Source organism: Halorhodospira sp. M38 (assembly GCF_022227985.1).
GTDB classification, from domain to species: Bacteria; Pseudomonadota; Gammaproteobacteria; order Nitrococcales; family Halorhodospiraceae; genus Halorhodospira; species Halorhodospira halophila_A.
The window spans coordinates 23,319-38,922 of sequence record NZ_JAJNQP010000003.1; the positions used below are offsets into that span (position 1 = coordinate 23,319).

14 protein-coding genes and 1 riboswitch are annotated in these 15,604 nt (G+C 69.5%); of the genes, 9 read left to right on the forward strand and 5 right to left on the reverse strand.

All coding sequences use genetic code 11. The features are described from left to right. The first annotated feature begins 163 nt into the window (after window positions 1-163). From LRA98_RS02875 to LRA98_RS02895, 5 genes are all read left to right on the forward strand, one after another. Complete coding sequence (locus tag LRA98_RS02875; protein ID WP_201171903.1) at window positions 164-355, forward strand: Alvin_2107 family globule sulfur oxidation protein; 192 nt, start codon at window positions 164-166, stop codon at window positions 353-355. Window positions 356-367: 12 nt separating this feature from the next. Continuing rightward, window positions 368-598, forward strand: a complete 231-nt coding sequence (locus tag LRA98_RS02880; protein WP_201171901.1) for a sulfurtransferase TusA family protein — start codon at window positions 368-370, stop codon at window positions 596-598. A gap of 74 nt (window positions 599-672) precedes the next feature. Further along, complete coding sequence (locus LRA98_RS02885; RefSeq protein ID WP_207189778.1) at window positions 673-3,594, forward strand: molybdopterin oxidoreductase family protein; 2,922 nt, start codon at window positions 673-675, stop codon at window positions 3,592-3,594. After that, on the forward strand, window positions 3,594-4,307 hold the full coding sequence (locus tag LRA98_RS02890) for a 4Fe-4S dicluster domain-containing protein (protein ID WP_238632775.1): 714 nt from the start codon (window positions 3,594-3,596) through the stop codon (window positions 4,305-4,307). The genes LRA98_RS02885 and LRA98_RS02890 overlap by 1 nt, the downstream gene beginning before the upstream one ends. Window positions 4,308-4,321: 14 nt before the next feature. Beyond that, window positions 4,322-5,257, forward strand: coding sequence for a dimethyl sulfoxide reductase anchor subunit family protein (locus LRA98_RS02895; protein WP_238632774.1), 936 nt, complete (start codon window positions 4,322-4,324; stop codon window positions 5,255-5,257). 106 nt (window positions 5,258-5,363) lie between these two features. Here LRA98_RS02895 and cysG read toward each other — a convergent pair whose 3' ends face one another. From cysG to LRA98_RS02910, 3 genes are all read right to left on the reverse strand, one after another. After that, on the reverse strand, window positions 5,364-6,851 hold the full coding sequence (cysG, locus tag LRA98_RS02900) for a siroheme synthase CysG (protein WP_201171891.1): 1,488 nt from the start codon (window positions 6,849-6,851) through the stop codon (window positions 5,364-5,366). Window positions 6,852-6,951: 100 nt separating this feature from the next. Beyond that, the gene (locus tag LRA98_RS02905; RefSeq protein WP_238632772.1) at window positions 6,952-8,163 is read right to left on the reverse strand and encodes an MBL fold metallo-hydrolase; all 1,212 of its coding nucleotides are present in this window, start codon (window positions 8,161-8,163) and stop codon (window positions 6,952-6,954) included. Window positions 8,164-8,373: 210 nt separating this feature from the next. Beyond that, a complete protein-coding gene (locus LRA98_RS02910) occupies window positions 8,374-9,075 on the reverse strand; it encodes a ZapG family protein (protein WP_238632770.1) in 702 nt (233 codons plus the stop codon). Window positions 9,076-9,263: 188 nt separating this feature from the next. Between LRA98_RS02910 and LRA98_RS02915 the strand changes: the two genes are divergently transcribed. Then, a complete protein-coding gene (locus tag LRA98_RS02915; protein WP_201171883.1) occupies window positions 9,264-9,959 on the forward strand; it encodes a hypothetical protein in 696 nt (231 codons plus the stop codon). Window positions 9,960-9,962: 3 nt separating this feature from the next. On the opposite strand, the gene LRA98_RS02920 is transcribed toward LRA98_RS02915, so the two are convergent. Continuing rightward, window positions 9,963-11,084 (reverse strand): cobalt-precorrin-5B (C(1))-methyltransferase, encoded by a 1,122-nt coding sequence (locus tag LRA98_RS02920; RefSeq protein WP_238632768.1) that lies wholly within the window; start codon window positions 11,082-11,084, stop codon window positions 9,963-9,965. 9 nt (window positions 11,085-11,093) lie between these two features. After that, entirely contained in the window at window positions 11,094-11,870 is a 777-nt protein-coding gene (locus LRA98_RS02925; protein WP_238632767.1) for a cobalt-precorrin-6A reductase, read from the reverse strand. A 99-nt stretch (window positions 11,871-11,969) separates the two neighbouring features. After that, a riboswitch (cobalamin riboswitch) is annotated at window positions 11,970-12,207 on the forward strand. A 133-nt stretch (window positions 12,208-12,340) separates the two neighbouring features. On the opposite strand from LRA98_RS02925, the gene LRA98_RS02930 reads away from it, so the two are divergent. The 3 genes from LRA98_RS02930 to LRA98_RS02940 all read left to right on the forward strand — a co-directional run bounded on the left by LRA98_RS02930 (window position 12,341) and on the right by LRA98_RS02940 (window position 15,593). Next, window positions 12,341-14,149 carry a TonB-dependent receptor domain-containing protein gene (locus LRA98_RS02930; protein WP_238632766.1) on the forward strand — a complete coding sequence of 603 codons (1,809 nt, stop codon included), beginning with the start codon at window positions 12,341-12,343 and terminating at the stop codon, window positions 14,147-14,149. 140 nt (window positions 14,150-14,289) lie between these two features. Next, entirely contained in the window at window positions 14,290-14,859 is a 570-nt protein-coding gene (locus LRA98_RS02935) for a cob(I)yrinic acid a,c-diamide adenosyltransferase (protein ID WP_201171870.1), read from the forward strand. 158 nt (window positions 14,860-15,017) lie between these two features. Then, window positions 15,018-15,593 (forward strand): Uma2 family endonuclease, encoded by a 576-nt coding sequence (locus LRA98_RS02940; RefSeq protein ID WP_238632764.1) that lies wholly within the window; start codon window positions 15,018-15,020, stop codon window positions 15,591-15,593. Window positions 15,594-15,604 lie beyond the last annotated feature (11 nt).

Genomic DNA, 15,604 nt, shown 5'->3' on the forward strand with positions numbered 1-15,604 from the left:
GGGAGGGGCGTGCGGCGGCGCGGCGGAGGGCTGGTCGCAATACCCCCTCGGGGATAGATGCCCCGTGTGCGGTCTCCCCTTTGGCAGGTTGTTGCATATATCAGGACATGGGCATTCTTCAGCGAAACGTAGCGTCGCACAACGACAGCGGGGAGAGGCGGTGATGAACCGGGAGTACTACAACGCCGTCCGGCGGATGGAGGAACAGGGGGTCGATGCCGACTACATGGCCGGTTGGATCGGCGGCTATCTGCAGAACCCCAAGCGTGAAGAGCAGCGCGTCAATGACCGCTATGAAGCGGGTTACGCCGACGGCCTGGAGGGTCGTACCGACAACATCGTGGCGTCCAACTGAGGAGCACCGGAGATGGCGGAGTTTGATCAATCCCTCGATGCCACCGGGCTGAATTGCCCGCTGCCTATTCTCAAGGCCAAGAAGACCCTGGCCACCATGAACACCGGCGAGGTGCTCTACGTCATGGCCACCGATCCGGGATCGGTGAAGGACTTCGAGTCCTTCAGCAAGCAGACGGGGCACGAGCTGCTCGAGCAGAAGGAAGAGGACGGGACCTACCACTTCCGGCTCAAGCGCGCTTGAGCCGGCTGCGGGGCCGGCCCCGGTTGGCGGCCCCGCCCCGATCCCACACCCGCAAGCCGGCCATGGAGGCAGCCATGCGCGTCACCCCGCAAGCCGAGGTGGCGGACGACCCCGCTCGTCTTGAGCCTCGGGACCGCCAGGAAGTCCGCTACACCACCTGCTACATGTGCGCTTGCCGCTGCGGTATTCAGGTCACCCTGGAGGACGGCCAGGTTCGCTTCATCCAGGGCAACCCGGATCACCCGGTCAACCGCGGCGTGCTCTGTGCCAAGGGCAACGCCGGCATCATGAAGCAGAACTCCAGGGCGAAACTCCGCCGCCCGCTGCGTCGCAAACCGGGCACGGAGCGCGGCGAAGGCGCCTTCGAGGAGATCTCCTGGGACGAGGCCCTGGATGAGCTCACCGAGCGGCTGCGCCGGATCCGCGCCGAAGACCCGAAGAAGCTCGCCTACTTCACCGGTCGTGATCAGATGCAGGCGCTGACCGGGCTCTGGGCCACGCAGTTCGGCACCATCAACTGGGCGGCCCACGGCGGCTTCTGCTCCGTGAACATGGCCGCTGCGGGGCTCTACACCCTGGGGCACGCCTTCTGGGAGTTCGGTGATCCGGACTTCGAGCGGACCCGCTACTTCCTGCTTTGGGGGACGGCGGAGGATCACGCCTCCAACCCCTTCAAGCTCGGCATCGACACCCTCAAGCGCCGCGGCGGGCGCTTCGTCGCCATCAATCCGGTGCGCACCGGCTACCAGGCCGTCGCCGACGAGTGGGTGCCCATCCGTCCGGGCACGGACGGCATGCTCGCCATGTCGCTGATCCACTGCCTGCTGCGCGACGGGCAGTTCGACCAGGACTATCTCATCCGCTACACCAACGCCCCCTACCTGGTGGTTCAGACCCCGGGGCAGGCCGGGGATGGGCTGTTCCTGCGCGATGAGCAGGGCGCGCCGCTGGTCCGGGATCTGCAGCAGGAGGCGTTCGTCGATGGCACGCAGGCCGGGATTGCGCCGGCGCTCTTCGGTGCTTGGACGGCGCCTGACGGGCGGCCGGTGAAAACGGCCATGACCCTGCTCGCCGAGCGCTACCTGGACGCACAGTACGCCCCGGAGCGGGCCGCCGAGGTCTGCGGCGTGCCGGCGGAGACCATCGAGCGCCTGGCCGCCGAGATGGCCCACGTGGCCTTCCAGGAAACCATCGAGATCGAGTGCGAGTGGACCGACTGGGCTGGACGCCGGCACGACCGGTTCATCGGCCGCCCGGTCTCCATGCACGCCATGCGGGGGGTCTCAGCCCACTCCAACGGCTTCCAGGCGGCCCGTGCGCTGCACCTGCTGCAGCTGCTGCTCGGCTCGGTGGATTGCCCCGGTGGGCATCGGGCCAAGCCCCCGTACCCGAAGCCGATCCCGCCACCGCTGCGTCCCGCCCGGGAGACCGCACCGGATACTCCGCTGGCGGCCTCGCCGCTGGGTTTCCCGGTGGCGCCCGAGGATCTGGTCATCGACGGCGAGGGCCGGCCGCTGCGCATCGACAAGGCGTTCTCCTGGGAGGCGCCGGTCTCGCCCCATGGCAAGATGCACACGGTCATCAGCAACGCCCACGACGGGGATCCGTACCCCATCGACACCCTGATGCTGTTCATGGCCAACATGGCCTGGAATTCCACCATGAACACCACCAGTATCCAGGACATGCTGCGCGCCCGGGACGAATCCGGCGCGTACCGCATCCCCTACCTGGTGGTGGTGGACGCCTTCCACTCCGAGACCGTGCAGTACGCGGATCTGGTGCTCCCGGATACCACCTACTTGGAGCGCCACGACTGCATCTCCATGCTCGACCGGCCGATCTCCACCGCCGAGGGGCCGGCGGACGCCATCCGTCAGCCGATCCTGGAGCCGGAGGGCGAGGCACGTCCCTGGCAGGAGGTGATGATCGAACTCGGCGCCCGCCTGGGGCTGCCGGCGTTCACCAACGAGGACGGCAGTCCGAAGTACAGCGGCTATGAGGACTTCATCGTCCGCTTCGAGAAGGCGCCGGGGGTCGGGTTCCTGGCCGGCTGGCGGGGCGAGGACGGCAGCAAGCCGCTGCGCGGCGAGCCCAACCCCCGGCAGTGGGAGCACTACATCGAGAACGGCGGTTTCTTCCAGTACGAGTTGCCGCTCTCGCATCAGTTCTACAAGTTCGCCAACAAGGGCTACCTGGAGTGGGCCGAGGCGGCCGGGATCAACGGCTCCGCCGAGCCGATGGTCATGAGCGTCTACGCCGAGCCCCTGCAGCGCTTTCGACTCGCCGCCGAGGGGCTCTACGACGGGCCGCAACCCCAGGATCCCGTGGACCGCGAGCGGGTGCGCACCTACTGTGATCCGCTGCCCTTCCACTACGCGCCGCTGGAACAGAGCCGCGTCGAGGGGCAGGGGTATACCTTCCACGCCATCACCCAGCGGCCGATGACCCACTACCACGCCTGGGACAGCCAGAATGCCTGGCTGCGCCAGATCATGGCCGAGAACGTCCTCTATATGAACCGCGCACGCGGCGAGGCGCTGGGCCTTAGCGATGGCGACTGGGTCTGGGTCGAGTCGCACAATGGGCGCATCTGCGTGCCGCTGCAGCTGGTCGAGGGCGTGCAGGCGGATACCGTCTGGACCTGGAATGCGGTGGGCAAGCGCTCCGGGGCCTGGGGGTTGGAGCCCGGCGGGCCGGAGGCCAGCCGGGGGTTCCTCCTCAACCATCTGATCGATGACCGCCTGCCACGCCGGGATGACGAGAAGCCGCTGAGCAACTCCGATCCGATCACCGGGCAGGCGGCCTGGTACGACCTGCAGGTGCGCATCCACAGGGCGGCACCCGGGGAGGGCGGGATCTCGCAACCGCAGTTCACCGATCTGATCCCGCCGCCGGGCGTCGACAACGGGCCGATGAGGCTCATGCGCTACGCAACCCACCAGGCGGTGCGCCTGCACCGCTCCATGCGCGACATTCTGAGCCGGGGGCGTTGATGAGACTGGGACTGGTCATCGATCTCGATACCTGCGTCGGCTGTCACGCCTGCGTGGTGGCGTGCAAGCAGTGGAACACCTCGGGGACGGTCGGTCCGCTGACCGATTACCACCCCTACGGTCGATCCCCCAGCGGGGTCATGCTCAACCGCGTGCGTCATTACGAGGAAGGGACGTACCCGAACAGCAAGACCGTCAACGTGCCGGTCTCCTGCATGCACTGCGATGAGCCGCCCTGCGTGGATGTCTGTCCCACAGGCGCGTCCTACAAGCGTGACGCCGACGGGATCGTGCTGGTCGACGAGGCCAAGTGCATGGGCTGCAACTACTGCGCCTGGGCGTGCCCTTACGGCTGCCGCGAACTCGATCACGCCAGCGGCACCATGAAGAAGTGCACGCTGTGCATCGACCGGATCTACGACGACCGCCTCCCCGAGGCCGAGCGCCAGCCCGCCTGTGTGCTCTCCTGTCCGGCCCGGGCACGGCACTTCGGCGATCTCGACGACCCCGACTCGCGGGTCAGCCAGCTGGTGCGCGAGCGGCGGGGCTTCGTGATGCTCCCCGAGATGGGGTGCCAGCCGGTCAACCACTACCTGCCGGTGCGCCCGCCCGAAGCCAGCCGTCCGCTGCCCGAAACGACCGGTACGTCCCCGGGGCAGGGCACCGATCCGGCCAGCGTCCAGCACTGGCCCAACCGCGTCGTTCACCGCTGAGGGAGGATTCACCCATGCATCCCGCCTGGTCCGTTGTCTTCTTCACGGTGCTCTCCGGTGCCGGCTACGGCTTCGTCGCCCTGTTCGCCCTGACCGATATCCTCGCCCTTGGTGGCGCGGTCGGGCAGCGAGAGCTGCTGGCCGCGGTCGCCATCGGTGCCGTGCTCATCACCATCGGCCTGATGTCGTCCGCCGGTCACCTCGCCAATCCGCGCAATGCCTGGCGTTCTTTCGCTCGCTTCCGGACCTCCTGGCTGTCCCGCGAGGCGGTGCTCGCCGTGCTCTTCTACCCGGTGGCCCTGCTCTACTTCGGGCCCTACTTCCTGCTCGGGCTGGAGCACAACGCCGTGACCCTCGTGTTCGCCGGGCTGACGGCGGTGCTGGCCCTGGCCACGGTCGTGGCGACGGGCATGATCTACGCCTGTGTCCGCGCCATCCGCGAGTGGAGCCAGGGGCTGACCCCGGTAAACTACCTGCTCATCGGTCTGGGGTTGGGCGCCGCCGTGCTCGCCGCCGTGCGCGGTTTCTTCGGCGCCGATCCGGCCCCGGCGGCGGCCATGGGGGTGGCGCTGCTGGCGGTGGCCGCAGTGACCAAGTCGGCCTGGTACCTGTGGAACCGCCGTCCCGGCAGTTCCAGCAAGACGACGGCCTTGGGGCTGAGCGCCCCGGTGCGCCTGGTCGACGCCGGTCACACCGCCGGCAACTTCCTGACCTGGGAGTTCCAGTACCCCCTGCCCGAGGGGCGCGCGCAGGTCTACCGTGGGTTGGCACTGGCCGCAACGTTCGCCTTCCCCATCGCCGCGTTGAGCGCCGTGGCCCTTGGGGCCGGGGCGGTGTGGGCCTACGCGGCGGTGGCGGTGGCGCTGCTCGGCGCGCTCATCGAACGCTGGCTGGTCTTCGCCGAGGCCCGCCACGCGGTGCGTCTTTATTACCACGAGGCGCGGCTGTAAGGCGCGCAAGCCCCGGCGGGGTCTCTGCGCCGCCCCGCCTTAAACCGCCGAGGCCCGGGCCAGCTCGGCCCGGGTCTCGGTTATTGCGCAGGAGGTGGACGGCCGCTTAGGCCTGTTCGGTATCCGCCGGGACGCGACGGCGGACGGGGCGCGGTTCGCTGTTCAGGCAGCCGTGCTCCGGGAAGGCCGGCTCGGCGTTGGGTGAGCTGTGGTACCACCCCAGTTGCGGCTGGAGCGTCACGGTGGGGCCGACGACGATCAGCGCCGGGCCCTGGAGCCGCGCATTGCGCACCTGTCCGGGCAACTCGCCGAGCGGGGCGGTGATCACACGCTGTGCCGGGGTGGTGGCCTGATCGATCACTGCGGCGGGCTGGTCCGGCGGCAGGCCGCCCGACTGAAGCTGGGCGCAGACCGTCTCCAGATGGGTGAGCCCCATGTAGACCACCAGCGTCTCGTCGCGGCGGAACGGGGCCCACTGGGAGAGTTCCAGGGCGCCGTGGCGGCGGTGCCCGGTCAGGAAGCGGCAGCTCTGGGCGTGATCCCGGTGGGTCAGGGGGATGCCGGCGTAGGCCGCAGCACCCTGGGCGGCGCTCACCGCCGGCACCACCTGGAACGGGATGCCGTGCTCGATCAGCCCCTCGATCTCCTCGCCGCCGCGGCCGAAGATGAACGGGTCCCCGCCCTTGAGGCGCAGCACCCGCTTGCCGGCAGCGGCCAACTCGATGAGCTTGTCGTTGATCGCCTCCTGGGGCAGCGTGTGCCGGCCACGGCGCTTGCCGACGGGGATCCGCTCGGCGTCCTTGCGCACCAGGCGCAGCAGCGCGGGCGCCGCCAGGTGGTCGTGGAGCACTACGTCGGCACGCTGCATCAGGCGCAGGGCGCGGAAGGTGAGCAGGTCGGGGTCGCCTGGGCCGGCACCCACCAGGTAGACCTCGCCGCGCCCGTCACTGCGGGCCTGTTCCTGGCGCAGCAGCTCGAGCATTGCCTGTTCGGCCTCCCGCTCCCGACCCGCGAGCATGGACTCCGCCGCCGGGCCTTCGAAGACCTGTTCCCAGAACCGCAGGCGCTGCCGCCCGGTGGGGAGGGCGGCAGCTACGCGCTCCCGCAGGCGGCCAGCAAGGGCGGCCAGCCGCCCGTAGGCGGTGGGCAGCAGGGTCTCCATCTGGCTGCGTACCTGACGGGCCAGCACTGGCGCGGCGCCACCGCTGGTGATCGCCACCTGCAGCGGGGAGCGGTCCACCACCGCCGGGGTGATGTAGCTGCAGTACTCCGGCCGATCGACGGTGTTGACGGGTATGCCCCATTCGCAGCATCGGCGGTAGACCAGCTGGTCGGTGGCCTCGTGGTTGGCGGCGTTGAGCACCAGCGCCGCCCCTTCTTCCATGCCGGGGCGGTAGTCCTCGGCCCGATGGTGGGCCCGGTCGGGATGGCGCTGCAGCAGTTCCTCACAGTCCCCGCCGAGTTCGCGGGCAACCAGAGTGACGGTCGCCCCGCTGTCGAGCAGATCCTCGGCCTTGCGGGCGGCGGTCTCATTGCCGCCGATCACCAGACAGTTGCGGCCGTGGAGCTTGAGGAAGATCGGGTAGTGGTCCATCGCGGGGTCCCCTGCTGGTCTTGGCTGGTGCGCCATCCATCATGACGCGCGCATGTGTCATGCAAATATCTCCAACGGGGTACCGCGGGCCGGGCCGCTATCAGGCGGCCGCGGCCTCACTCAGGGCGCAGACGTTCTTGCCCACCTCCAGGCGCCGGGCCTCTGCTTCGTCGGGCTGGACGAGGCCGATGTTGACCCGCTTGATCTCGATATACGCCTTGGGAAAGTGGGGCAGGCTGCCGAGGATATAGCTGCGGAACGGCTCCGGACCGGCATCCACCTGTCGCAGCCCCGGATTGCTGCGGCGCAGGGGACCGAGTTCGGCGCAGAAACGGCCCCGGGTATCGGCGACGCTGGGGTCGGTGGCGTGGCCGGGCAGGACCACGGTGTCCTCGGGCAGGGCCAGCAGCCGCTGCAGGGAGTCATGGAAGAGCGGCGTCCAAGCCTCGGCGGCGCCGCCCAAGTCGGGGCGGGCGATGGACTCCAGGAAGATGCTGTCCCCCGAGACCAGGTACTGTTCGTCGACTAGGAAAGCCACCATGCCCAGGGTGTGGCCGGGGACGTGCAGGGCGCGCAGCGTGATCGCCCCGACGCGCACCGACTGATCGGCATACAGCGGTGCGAAGTCGATGCGGGCCGGCAGCATGTCCATCGGGTGGATGGCGTCGTAGGGATGCAGGTGGTAGGGGACCCGGTGGCGACGGGCCAGTTCCGGGCCGCCGCTGATGTGGTCGGCGTGGGCGTGGGTGTCGAGGACCTGGGTGATGCGGGCTCCCCGCGCATGGATCAGCTCCTCGTAGACGTCCACGTGGCGATTGGGGTCGATGACAGCGGCCTCGCCGTCGCTGATGATCACGTGGCTCAGGTCGCCACGGGCCGGGCGGATCACCTGGTAGACGGTGTAGCGCTCGTGGTTGCCCACTACCCGGTGGTAGTAGAAATCGCCCCAGGCCTCCATGCCGCCCTCCAGGTTCAGGGCCGGGTAGCCGAGTTCGCGCAGGCCGTGGGCCAGGTGCTCCGAGGTGTGCCCCTCGCCGCAGACCGTCAGGATGGTGTGGTCGGTGGGTAACCGGTCGGACAGCTGCGCCCGGATGCCGCGCAGTACGGCCGCGTCCACGTCGTCGGCGTCCTCATCGAGGTCGAGCAGCTCGAAGTAGGGGACGTTGATAGTCGGGGTGTCGTGCGGGCCCTCGACGCGCCAGCGCTCGAACTCGTCGGGGTTGCGCACATCCAGGATGAACAGCCGCTCGGCGCCGAGCAGGTGCTCCCAGGCAACGGCCGGTGTCCAGGCGGTCTTCAGGGTGTCCAGCATGGTCAGCCTCCTCACTCCTTGGGTGCGACAAAATGTCTGGTCTTTCACCAAGGATGGAGGCTCAGCGTCGGGGTGCTATAGCCCGAAAGAGATAAGAACTGGAACCAATCAGGATTGGTCGATGGGTCAAAAAAACCCCGGGGCCGGCAGGCCCCGGGGTCCGTATCGCCATGAACGGTCGGTGGACCGTTCACGTCCCCGGGCAGCTCTTCAGCTGAAGATGCTCGGGCGCCGACGCCGCTTCTCACCGCTGCTGCTGCTGCTGCGCTCCTCGGTGGCCGTGCTCCGGGTACGCTCCGGGGCACTGCTGCGGGACCGGGAGGAAGAGGTGGTGGAGCGGCTGCGCGTCGGGCGACGGCCGATGGCGGACTCGGAGGAGCGGCTGGAGGAGCCGATGGCCGACTCGGAGGAACCGCTGCTCCGACTGCTGCCGGCGCTGCGGCTGCTGCCGCCACTGCTGCTGCTGGCGGAGCGGTCGCCGGAAGAGCGCTCGGAACGCTCCTGGCTGATCTGGCGGCGGGCCTGGGCCTCACGCTGCTCCTTGGCCTTCATCTCGCTCATGCGCCGGGCGGACTGCTCGACCACGTCCTGGGACAGCAGGCGCTGGTCACCCAGGGACTTGACCAGGTCCTGCGTGCGGCGGGGCGCCAGACGCTGGGAGCTGGTGGCCATGTGCTCGTAGAGGCGACGGTACGCCTTGGTGACCTCGCCCATGATCTGGGCGGTCTGCTCGAAGTGCTGGTCCACCTCGCTGCGGACGTTGCGCACTTCCTCGCGGTTGCGGCGGGCCACGCTCTCGGCGTCGCGGATCTCCTGGGTGTTGGGCGAAGAGGCGCGCCCGACGTAGGCACCCACAGCGGCACCGACCACGGCACCGACGACAAGTAGCAGGATTGGATCAAACGCTTCCATACCGGACCTCCCGATTAGTTCATCGGCTACTTTGTATCAAACGACTGATTGCGCGGAACAGGGTGCGCGCTTACACCGCGAGCCCGGCTGAGACGGCCCCGGCCGAGCGCTCCGGACACCATATACGCAATCGTACAGCGTATCATCCCGCACAGGGTACAGCGTCGCGCGTTGGCGCGGGAGGCCGCATGCACGGGGGGCTTGAAACGGCAGCTCAGATCAGCGGGGCCGGTTGGGCGGTGCTGATGGCGGCGGCGGTGCTGCTGGTCCTCGCCCTGGGGTTGGCCGTCACGGGTGGGTGGGCGCTGCTGCGCGGTCGCCTACTCCGCGGGGTGTCCGTGCTCGCCGCCGGGCTGATCCTGCTCGGCGGGCTGGGAACCGCCGGCGCCCTCGGGCTGGGTTTGCTGGCCTATGAGCGGCTGGAGCGGGAGCGCCCGGTGCTGGCGCTGCGCTTCCAGGAGGTGGCCGGACAGCGCTATGTGGCGCGGCTGATCTACCCGGACGGGCGGCGTGTGACCGTGCCGCTGGCCGGCGATCAGTGGCAGGTGGATGCCCGCGTGCTGCGCTGGAGTGGCTTCGCGACGGTGCTCGGTCTGGAGACCCGCTACCGGCTGGAGCGGATCAGTGGTCGTTACGCCGACCCCGAGGCCGAGCGCACCGCGCTGCGTACCGTGCACCCCCTGGCCCCGCCGCAGCGGGGAATCGACCCCTGGTTGCTGGGTCAGCGCCACGGCGATCGTCTCCCCTGGGTGGACGCCACCTACGGCAGCGCCACCTACCTGCCCATGGCCGACGGCGCCGAGTACCGGGTGGCGGTCACCCGCGGTGGCCTGATCGCGCGGCCGACCAATGCCGAGGCCGAGGCAGCGGCCCGCCGCTGGTAGGTCTCAGTGCCGTGCCCAGCCGGCCCGGCCCACGGGCTGGCCGCGCCGATCGAAGATCAGCACCTCCAACTCGCTGGCTGCCGGATCCACCAGGGCCAGGGCGGTGCGCTGCGCCTCCCGCGCCACCGCGTCGCCCAGCGGGAGATCAGCGGCCTGCGCGAGATCGAAGGCCTCGGCAACCGTGTTGGCGGTGGAGATGCCCTCCTGGCAGGCGGCGACCGCGCCGAGTTGTGCAGCGGTCTCGGCCAGCGCCGTCAGATCGGCCTGCCCGCGGCGCGAATGCACGTCGAGAAAGCCCTGGGCGAGCTTGGTGATCTTGGCCATGCCGCCGGCGATGGTGATCCGCGGTACCGGGTGCCGGCGCAGGTACTTGACCATCCCGCCCACGAAATCGCCCATGTCGATCAGCGCCTCGTCCGGGAGCCCGTGGTAGGCCTGCACCGCCTGCTCCGAGGTGCGTCCGGTGCTCCCGGCCACATGCCCGAGCCCGGCGGCCCGGGCCACGTCGATGCCGCGCTGGATGGCGTCGATCCAGGCGGCGCAGGAGAAGGGCACCAGCACCCCGGTGGTGCCGAGCACCGACAGTCCGCCCTCGATCCCCAATCGCGGGTTGAGGGTCTGCGCCGCCAGGCGTTCCCCGTCTTCGATGGCGACCTCCAGGGTGACGTCGGCCGGCACCGACAGCGCGGCCGCCGCCTCGCGGATGCCCTGCTCGATGTAGCCCCGCGGACCGGGGTTGATCGCCGGCTCGCCGGCGGCGACGGGCAGACCGCTGCGGCGCACCGTGCCCACGCCGGGGCCGGCGCGCAGCCGCACCCCGCCGCCCGGTGTGCCAGGGCGTGCGGTCACCGAGACCAGGGCGCCGTGGGTGACGTCGGGGTCGTCACCGGCGTCCTTGATGACGCCGGCCCGCGCCCAGCCGTCGCCGCAGGCCTGAGCGGCCAGGGCGAAGGCCGGGGCCCGTTCCCGCGGCAGGCGGACGGTGACCGGATCGGGGAAGGCGCCGCTGACCAGACCCGTGAAGGCCGCCCGCGCCGCGGCGGCGGCGCAGGCGCCGGTGGTCCAGCCGCGGCGCAGGGCGGTGCCGGCAGCGGTCTCGGTGGAGGGTTCGGGATCTTGCGCCATGCGCTGATCCTAACCCAGACGAGGGTCCGCCGCCGCCGGGCGTCGCCCCCGCAACCACGCCAGCGCCTGCTCGACGTCGATGGCCACCTCCGCCTCCGGCGGGTCCGGCGGGCGCTCGACCATCACGATGCGGACTCCGCAGTCCCGGGCCGCATCCAGTTTGCTGCGGGTGGCGGCCCCGCCGGCGTTCTTGGTGACCAGGGTGTCGATGCCGTGCTCGCGGAGCAGGCGGCACTCGTCGGCGTAATGGAACGGCCCGCGTTGGAAGAGGATCCGGGCTCCGGGCGGCACCCGCTCCGGCGGCTCCAGGCAGCGGATCCAGTAGTGGTGGTGGGGGGCGGCGCAGAAGGCCGGGACCTCCTGATTGCCGATGGTCAGCAGTACCCGGCCTGGTTGCGGACCCAGCGCCTGGGCGGCGGCGGCCATATCGGCCACCCGGTGCCACTGCTCGTCCGGTCCCGGTTGCCACGCCGGCCGACGCACCGCCAGCAGGGCCGTCCCCGTCTGGCGGGCGGCTGCTGCCGCGTTGGCCGAGATGCCGGCGGCGAAGGGGTGGGTGGCATCCACCAGGCAGTGCACGCCGTGCTGCTGCAGGTACGCGGCCAGGCCGCCGGCGCCCCCGAATCCGCCGCGATGGACCGGCAAGCGGGGCAGGCGGGGGCGGCGGGTTACCCCGGCCACCGAATAGACCGCGGCGATGCCGGGCTCCTGCTCCAGCGCCTGGCCCAGTGCCAGCGCCTCGCCGGTACCGCCAAGGAGCAGGACACGCAGCGGCTCAGGCGCCATGGCGGGCCGGGGCAGTGGTCTGTGCCAGTCGGTGCCGGTGCATCACGTCTCCTTTGGACGCCGGGGTGCGGCGGTTTGACGGCGAGGCTCAGGCTGCCTAGAGTACCAAGCTCCTCAGGTGCCCCGCGCGAGCAGCGGCGGGGTGAAACGGGAAGACCGGTCCAGCCGCACCCAGCGGCGAGTCCGGCGCTGCCCCCGCAACGGTAGGTGGGGGGCGGGTCATCAAAGCCACTGCAAGGCGCCGTCGTTCGGCGGCGGGCCCTGCGGGAAGGCGATCCGCCCGGGGTCACCGACCCCACCCACAAGCCCGGAGACCGGCCTGAGGGAACCCAGGTGCCGCGGGAGGCGGCAGACCGGGGCAGGCCTCCGTTTGCCGGGCGCAAGCGCGATCCCTCCCCCATCCCTGTCTTCCTCCCTGCGGTGGTACCGAACCGACGCGCGTGCGGGTGGCGCGCGGCAGGGAGGAAAATATGTCCAGCAACACCACCAGCCGGGTCGCCGCGGGCGTGGCGGCCGGCCTGATCGTGGGCAGTGTCCCGGCCATGGCCGATACCGACGGCGAGTCGGCACAACTCGCCCCCCTCGTGGTCACGCCGACCCGGATGACCCAGACCGTCGACGAATCCCTGTCCTCCGTCTCCGTCATCGACCGCGACGAGATCGACCGCCAGCAGCCGCGGCAGGTCTCGGACCTGCTGCAGGGGCGGGCGGGGACGAGCCTGGCAAGCAACGGCCCGTTCGGGAAAGACACCAGTCTCTTTATGCGTGGCACCGAATCGGACCACACCCTGCTGCTGGTCGATGGGGTGCCGATGAATTCGGCAACCTCTGGAGGGGCGGCCTGGCAGTATCTGCCCCCGGCCGAGATCGACCGCATCGAGGTGGTGCGCGGGCCGCGCACCAGCGTCTACGGCGCCGATGCCATCGGCGGCGTGGTGCAGGTCTTCACGCGCCAGGGGGAGGAGGGGCCGCCGCGTTTCCGCGCCTTTGGCGGCGCCGGCTCATTCAATACCCACGAATTCGGGGTGGGCGTCTCCGGCGGGACCGCGGCGAGCCGCTACGCGCTCTCGGCCAGCCACTACGAGACGGACGGGATCAACGTTCAGGACGGCGCAGGGGATGAGGATCCCGACGGCTTTGAGAACACCAGCTTCAGCGGCCGTTTCAGCCATCGGTTGAACGGTGGTGCTGAACTCTTCGCGACGGGCATGCGCTCGCAAGGCGAGACCGAATTCGATGCGAACGATGGTGAAGAGGGCTGGACCGACCACGTCTTCCAGGCTCTCCGGGGCGGTGTCCGCGGGGACCTAACCGAGCGATGGTTTAGCGAGCTGGCGGTCTCCCAGGCGAAGGACGAGCAGGACACCTTCGACAGTAGTCGCGGTGAGTCCTGGTATTACACCGAGCGCCATGAGGTGAGTTGGCGGAACGAGCTGTATTGGGGCGCCGGGCACATCTGGGCCTTCGGCGGTGACTGGCGAGATGAGCAAGTCGATACCGCCGACGATTACGACGAGACCAGTCGCTACAACGCCGGCGCCTACACGCAGCTGGAGCTGGATCTGGGTCGCCACGATGTTGGCAGCAGCCTGCGCTACGACGACAACGAGGCCTACGGCGACAATGTGACCGGTCAGGTCGCCTGGGGGTTCGATGCGACGGATCGACTCCGGCTCCGTTCGAGTTATGGGACGGCCTTCAAAGCGCCGACATTCAATCAGCTTTTTGATCCTTCGAATGGGAATTCCGATCTTTCACCCGAGGAGTCCATCTCTGCAGAGCTGGGTGCACGCTGGCGGGTGCGAGATGGGTACCTGGACGCCGCTGTTTTTCAGACCGATATCGACGATCTGATCCAGGGGTGGCCTCCTGTCAACGTCAATGATAAGGCCCGCATCCGCGGCGCCGAGCTGGAGGCGGGTGCCCACTGGCAGGAATGGCAGATCTCCGGCGCCTTCACCTACCTTGATCACGAAGACCGGGAGACAGGTGATGAGCTTGCCCGGCGCCCCAACGAGTCACTCCGCCTGGACTTGGACCGACAGCTTGGCGACTTCTCAGTTGGCGCGACCGGTATTGCACGCGGCCGGAGTTTTGATGCTGGGGAAAGGGTCTCCGGCTACGGCCTCCTGAACCTGCGCACCAGCTACGCCATCACCCCGGAATTGACCCTGCGCGGGACGCTGGAGAACGCCCTGGATAAGGACTACGAGACGGTGAGTGGCTACAACCAGCCGGGCCGGGCGGTCTACGTCTCCCTGCACTTCAATCAGCATTAACCGGGGCGTGTCGATGGAGCGGATGCATCGACTGCAGATCCCGATTCGCGGCGCACCCGCACGGGGCGTAGGGTGCCGCAGGGCACCGGGCGCGTTACTGTGCGGGTGCCCCGCCCCGCTAGAGGAGTAGGAAGGAAACCATGGGAAACCGACTTTCCAAGATCGCCACCTGCACCGGTGATGAGGGCCGCACGGGCCTCGGTGACGGGTCGCGGGTGGACAAGGACAGCCACCGCGTCGAGGCCTTCGGCGAGGTGGATGAGCTCAACAGCTTCCTGGGGCGCCTGCTGGCCCACGAGCTGCCCGAGGACGTGGCCCCGGTGCTGGCACAGGTCCAGCACGAGCTCTTCGACCTGGGCGCCGAGCTGGCCGTGCCCGGCCACAAGGCGTTCCCCGAGGGGGCCGTGGATCGCCTGGATGCGGCGCTGTCCTACTTCAATGACTCGCTGCCGTATCTCAAGGAGTTCATCCTCCCCGGTGGCGGCCGGGCCACGGCGGATTGCCACGTCGCCCGGGCGGTTTGCCGGCGTGCGGAACGCAAGGTCGTGGCCCTGAGCCACCACGAGGCGGTGCGGCCCGAGTCCATGGCCTACCTCAACCGCCTTTCCGACCTGCTCTTCGTCGTCGCCCGGGTGCTCTCCCGCTACGAGAACGGCGGCGAGGTGCTCTGGCGCCCGGCCGGTCAGCGGGCGGCGGATGAGAGTGCGTAAGGTGTCGATGATGGGCGCGACGTCAAGGTGGTCGCACGTCATGGCAGCAGGGTGCGTGATGCGCCGGCTGGCGGTGCGGCTCTGCCGGCTGAAGAGCATCGGGCAGGCGTGGCGGCACTGGTACACTGGCGACGACTGTTTATCCCGAGGTTCCAGCCATGGCCGATCCGCAGCCAGCCGGGATGACCGCCGAGGCGTACCTCGCCTGGGAGGCGGAGCAGCCCCTCAAGCACGAGTTCGTGGCGGGAGAGATCTTCGCCATGGGCGGGGCTTCGGACCGGCACTTGACCGTGACGCTCAATGTGGCCAGCGCGCTGCGCCAGCAGCTGCGCGGGGGGCCATGCCGTACGTTCATGGCCGACATGAGGGTCCGGGTGGAGGCGGCCGACGCCTTCTTCTATCCGGATGTGCTGGTCACCTGCGATCCGACCGATCATCAGCGCTCCGAACACAAGGAGGCGCCGTGCCTCGTGGTGGAGGTGCTGTCCCCCTCCACGGCGGCCTGCGATCGGGGCGCCAAGTTTGCCGCTTACCGCAAGCTCCCCTCGCTGCGGGAGTATCTGCTCATCGACCCGGAGATCGGGAGCCTGGAGCTCTACCGCTCGGACGGTCAGGGCCACTGGGTGTTGTACCCGCACGAGGCCCACGAAGAAGTGGTGCTGGCCAGCCTGGAGGCGCGACTCGTCGGGGCCCAGGTCTTCGAGGACGCCCCGCCGGGGCCCGAGCCGCGCTAGGGGGCATCGCA

Excerpts from the sequence above, each read along its gene's own strand:
- LRA98_RS02875 (WP_201171903.1), top strand. The coding sequence starts at position 164 with ATGAACCGGGAGTACTACAACGCCGTCCGGCGGATGGAGGAACAGGGG.
- LRA98_RS02880 (WP_201171901.1), top strand. The coding sequence starts at position 368 with ATGGCGGAGTTTGATCAATCCCTCGATGCCACCGGGCTGAATTGCCCG.
- LRA98_RS02885 (WP_207189778.1), top strand. The coding sequence starts at position 673 with ATGCGCGTCACCCCGCAAGCCGAGGTGGCGGACGACCCCGCTCGTCTT.
- LRA98_RS02890 (WP_238632775.1), top strand. The coding sequence starts at position 3,594 with ATGAGACTGGGACTGGTCATCGATCTCGATACCTGCGTCGGCTGTCAC.
- LRA98_RS02895 (WP_238632774.1), top strand. The coding sequence starts at position 4,322 with ATGCATCCCGCCTGGTCCGTTGTCTTCTTCACGGTGCTCTCCGGTGCC.
- cysG (WP_201171891.1), bottom strand. The coding sequence starts at position 6,851 with ATGGACCACTACCCGATCTTCCTCAAGCTCCACGGCCGCAACTGTCTG.
- LRA98_RS02905 (WP_238632772.1), bottom strand. The coding sequence starts at position 8,163 with ATGCTGGACACCCTGAAGACCGCCTGGACACCGGCCGTTGCCTGGGAG.
- LRA98_RS02910 (WP_238632770.1), bottom strand. The coding sequence starts at position 9,075 with ATGGAAGCGTTTGATCCAATCCTGCTACTTGTCGTCGGTGCCGTGGTC.
- LRA98_RS02915 (WP_201171883.1), top strand. The coding sequence starts at position 9,264 with ATGCACGGGGGGCTTGAAACGGCAGCTCAGATCAGCGGGGCCGGTTGG.
- LRA98_RS02920 (WP_238632768.1), bottom strand. The coding sequence starts at position 11,084 with ATGGCGCAAGATCCCGAACCCTCCACCGAGACCGCTGCCGGCACCGCC.
- LRA98_RS02925 (WP_238632767.1), bottom strand. The coding sequence starts at position 11,870 with ATGGCGCCTGAGCCGCTGCGTGTCCTGCTCCTTGGCGGTACCGGCGAG.
- LRA98_RS02930 (WP_238632766.1), top strand. The coding sequence starts at position 12,341 with ATGTCCAGCAACACCACCAGCCGGGTCGCCGCGGGCGTGGCGGCCGGC.
- LRA98_RS02935 (WP_201171870.1), top strand. The coding sequence starts at position 14,290 with ATGGGAAACCGACTTTCCAAGATCGCCACCTGCACCGGTGATGAGGGC.
- LRA98_RS02940 (WP_238632764.1), top strand. The coding sequence starts at position 15,018 with ATGGCCGATCCGCAGCCAGCCGGGATGACCGCCGAGGCGTACCTCGCC.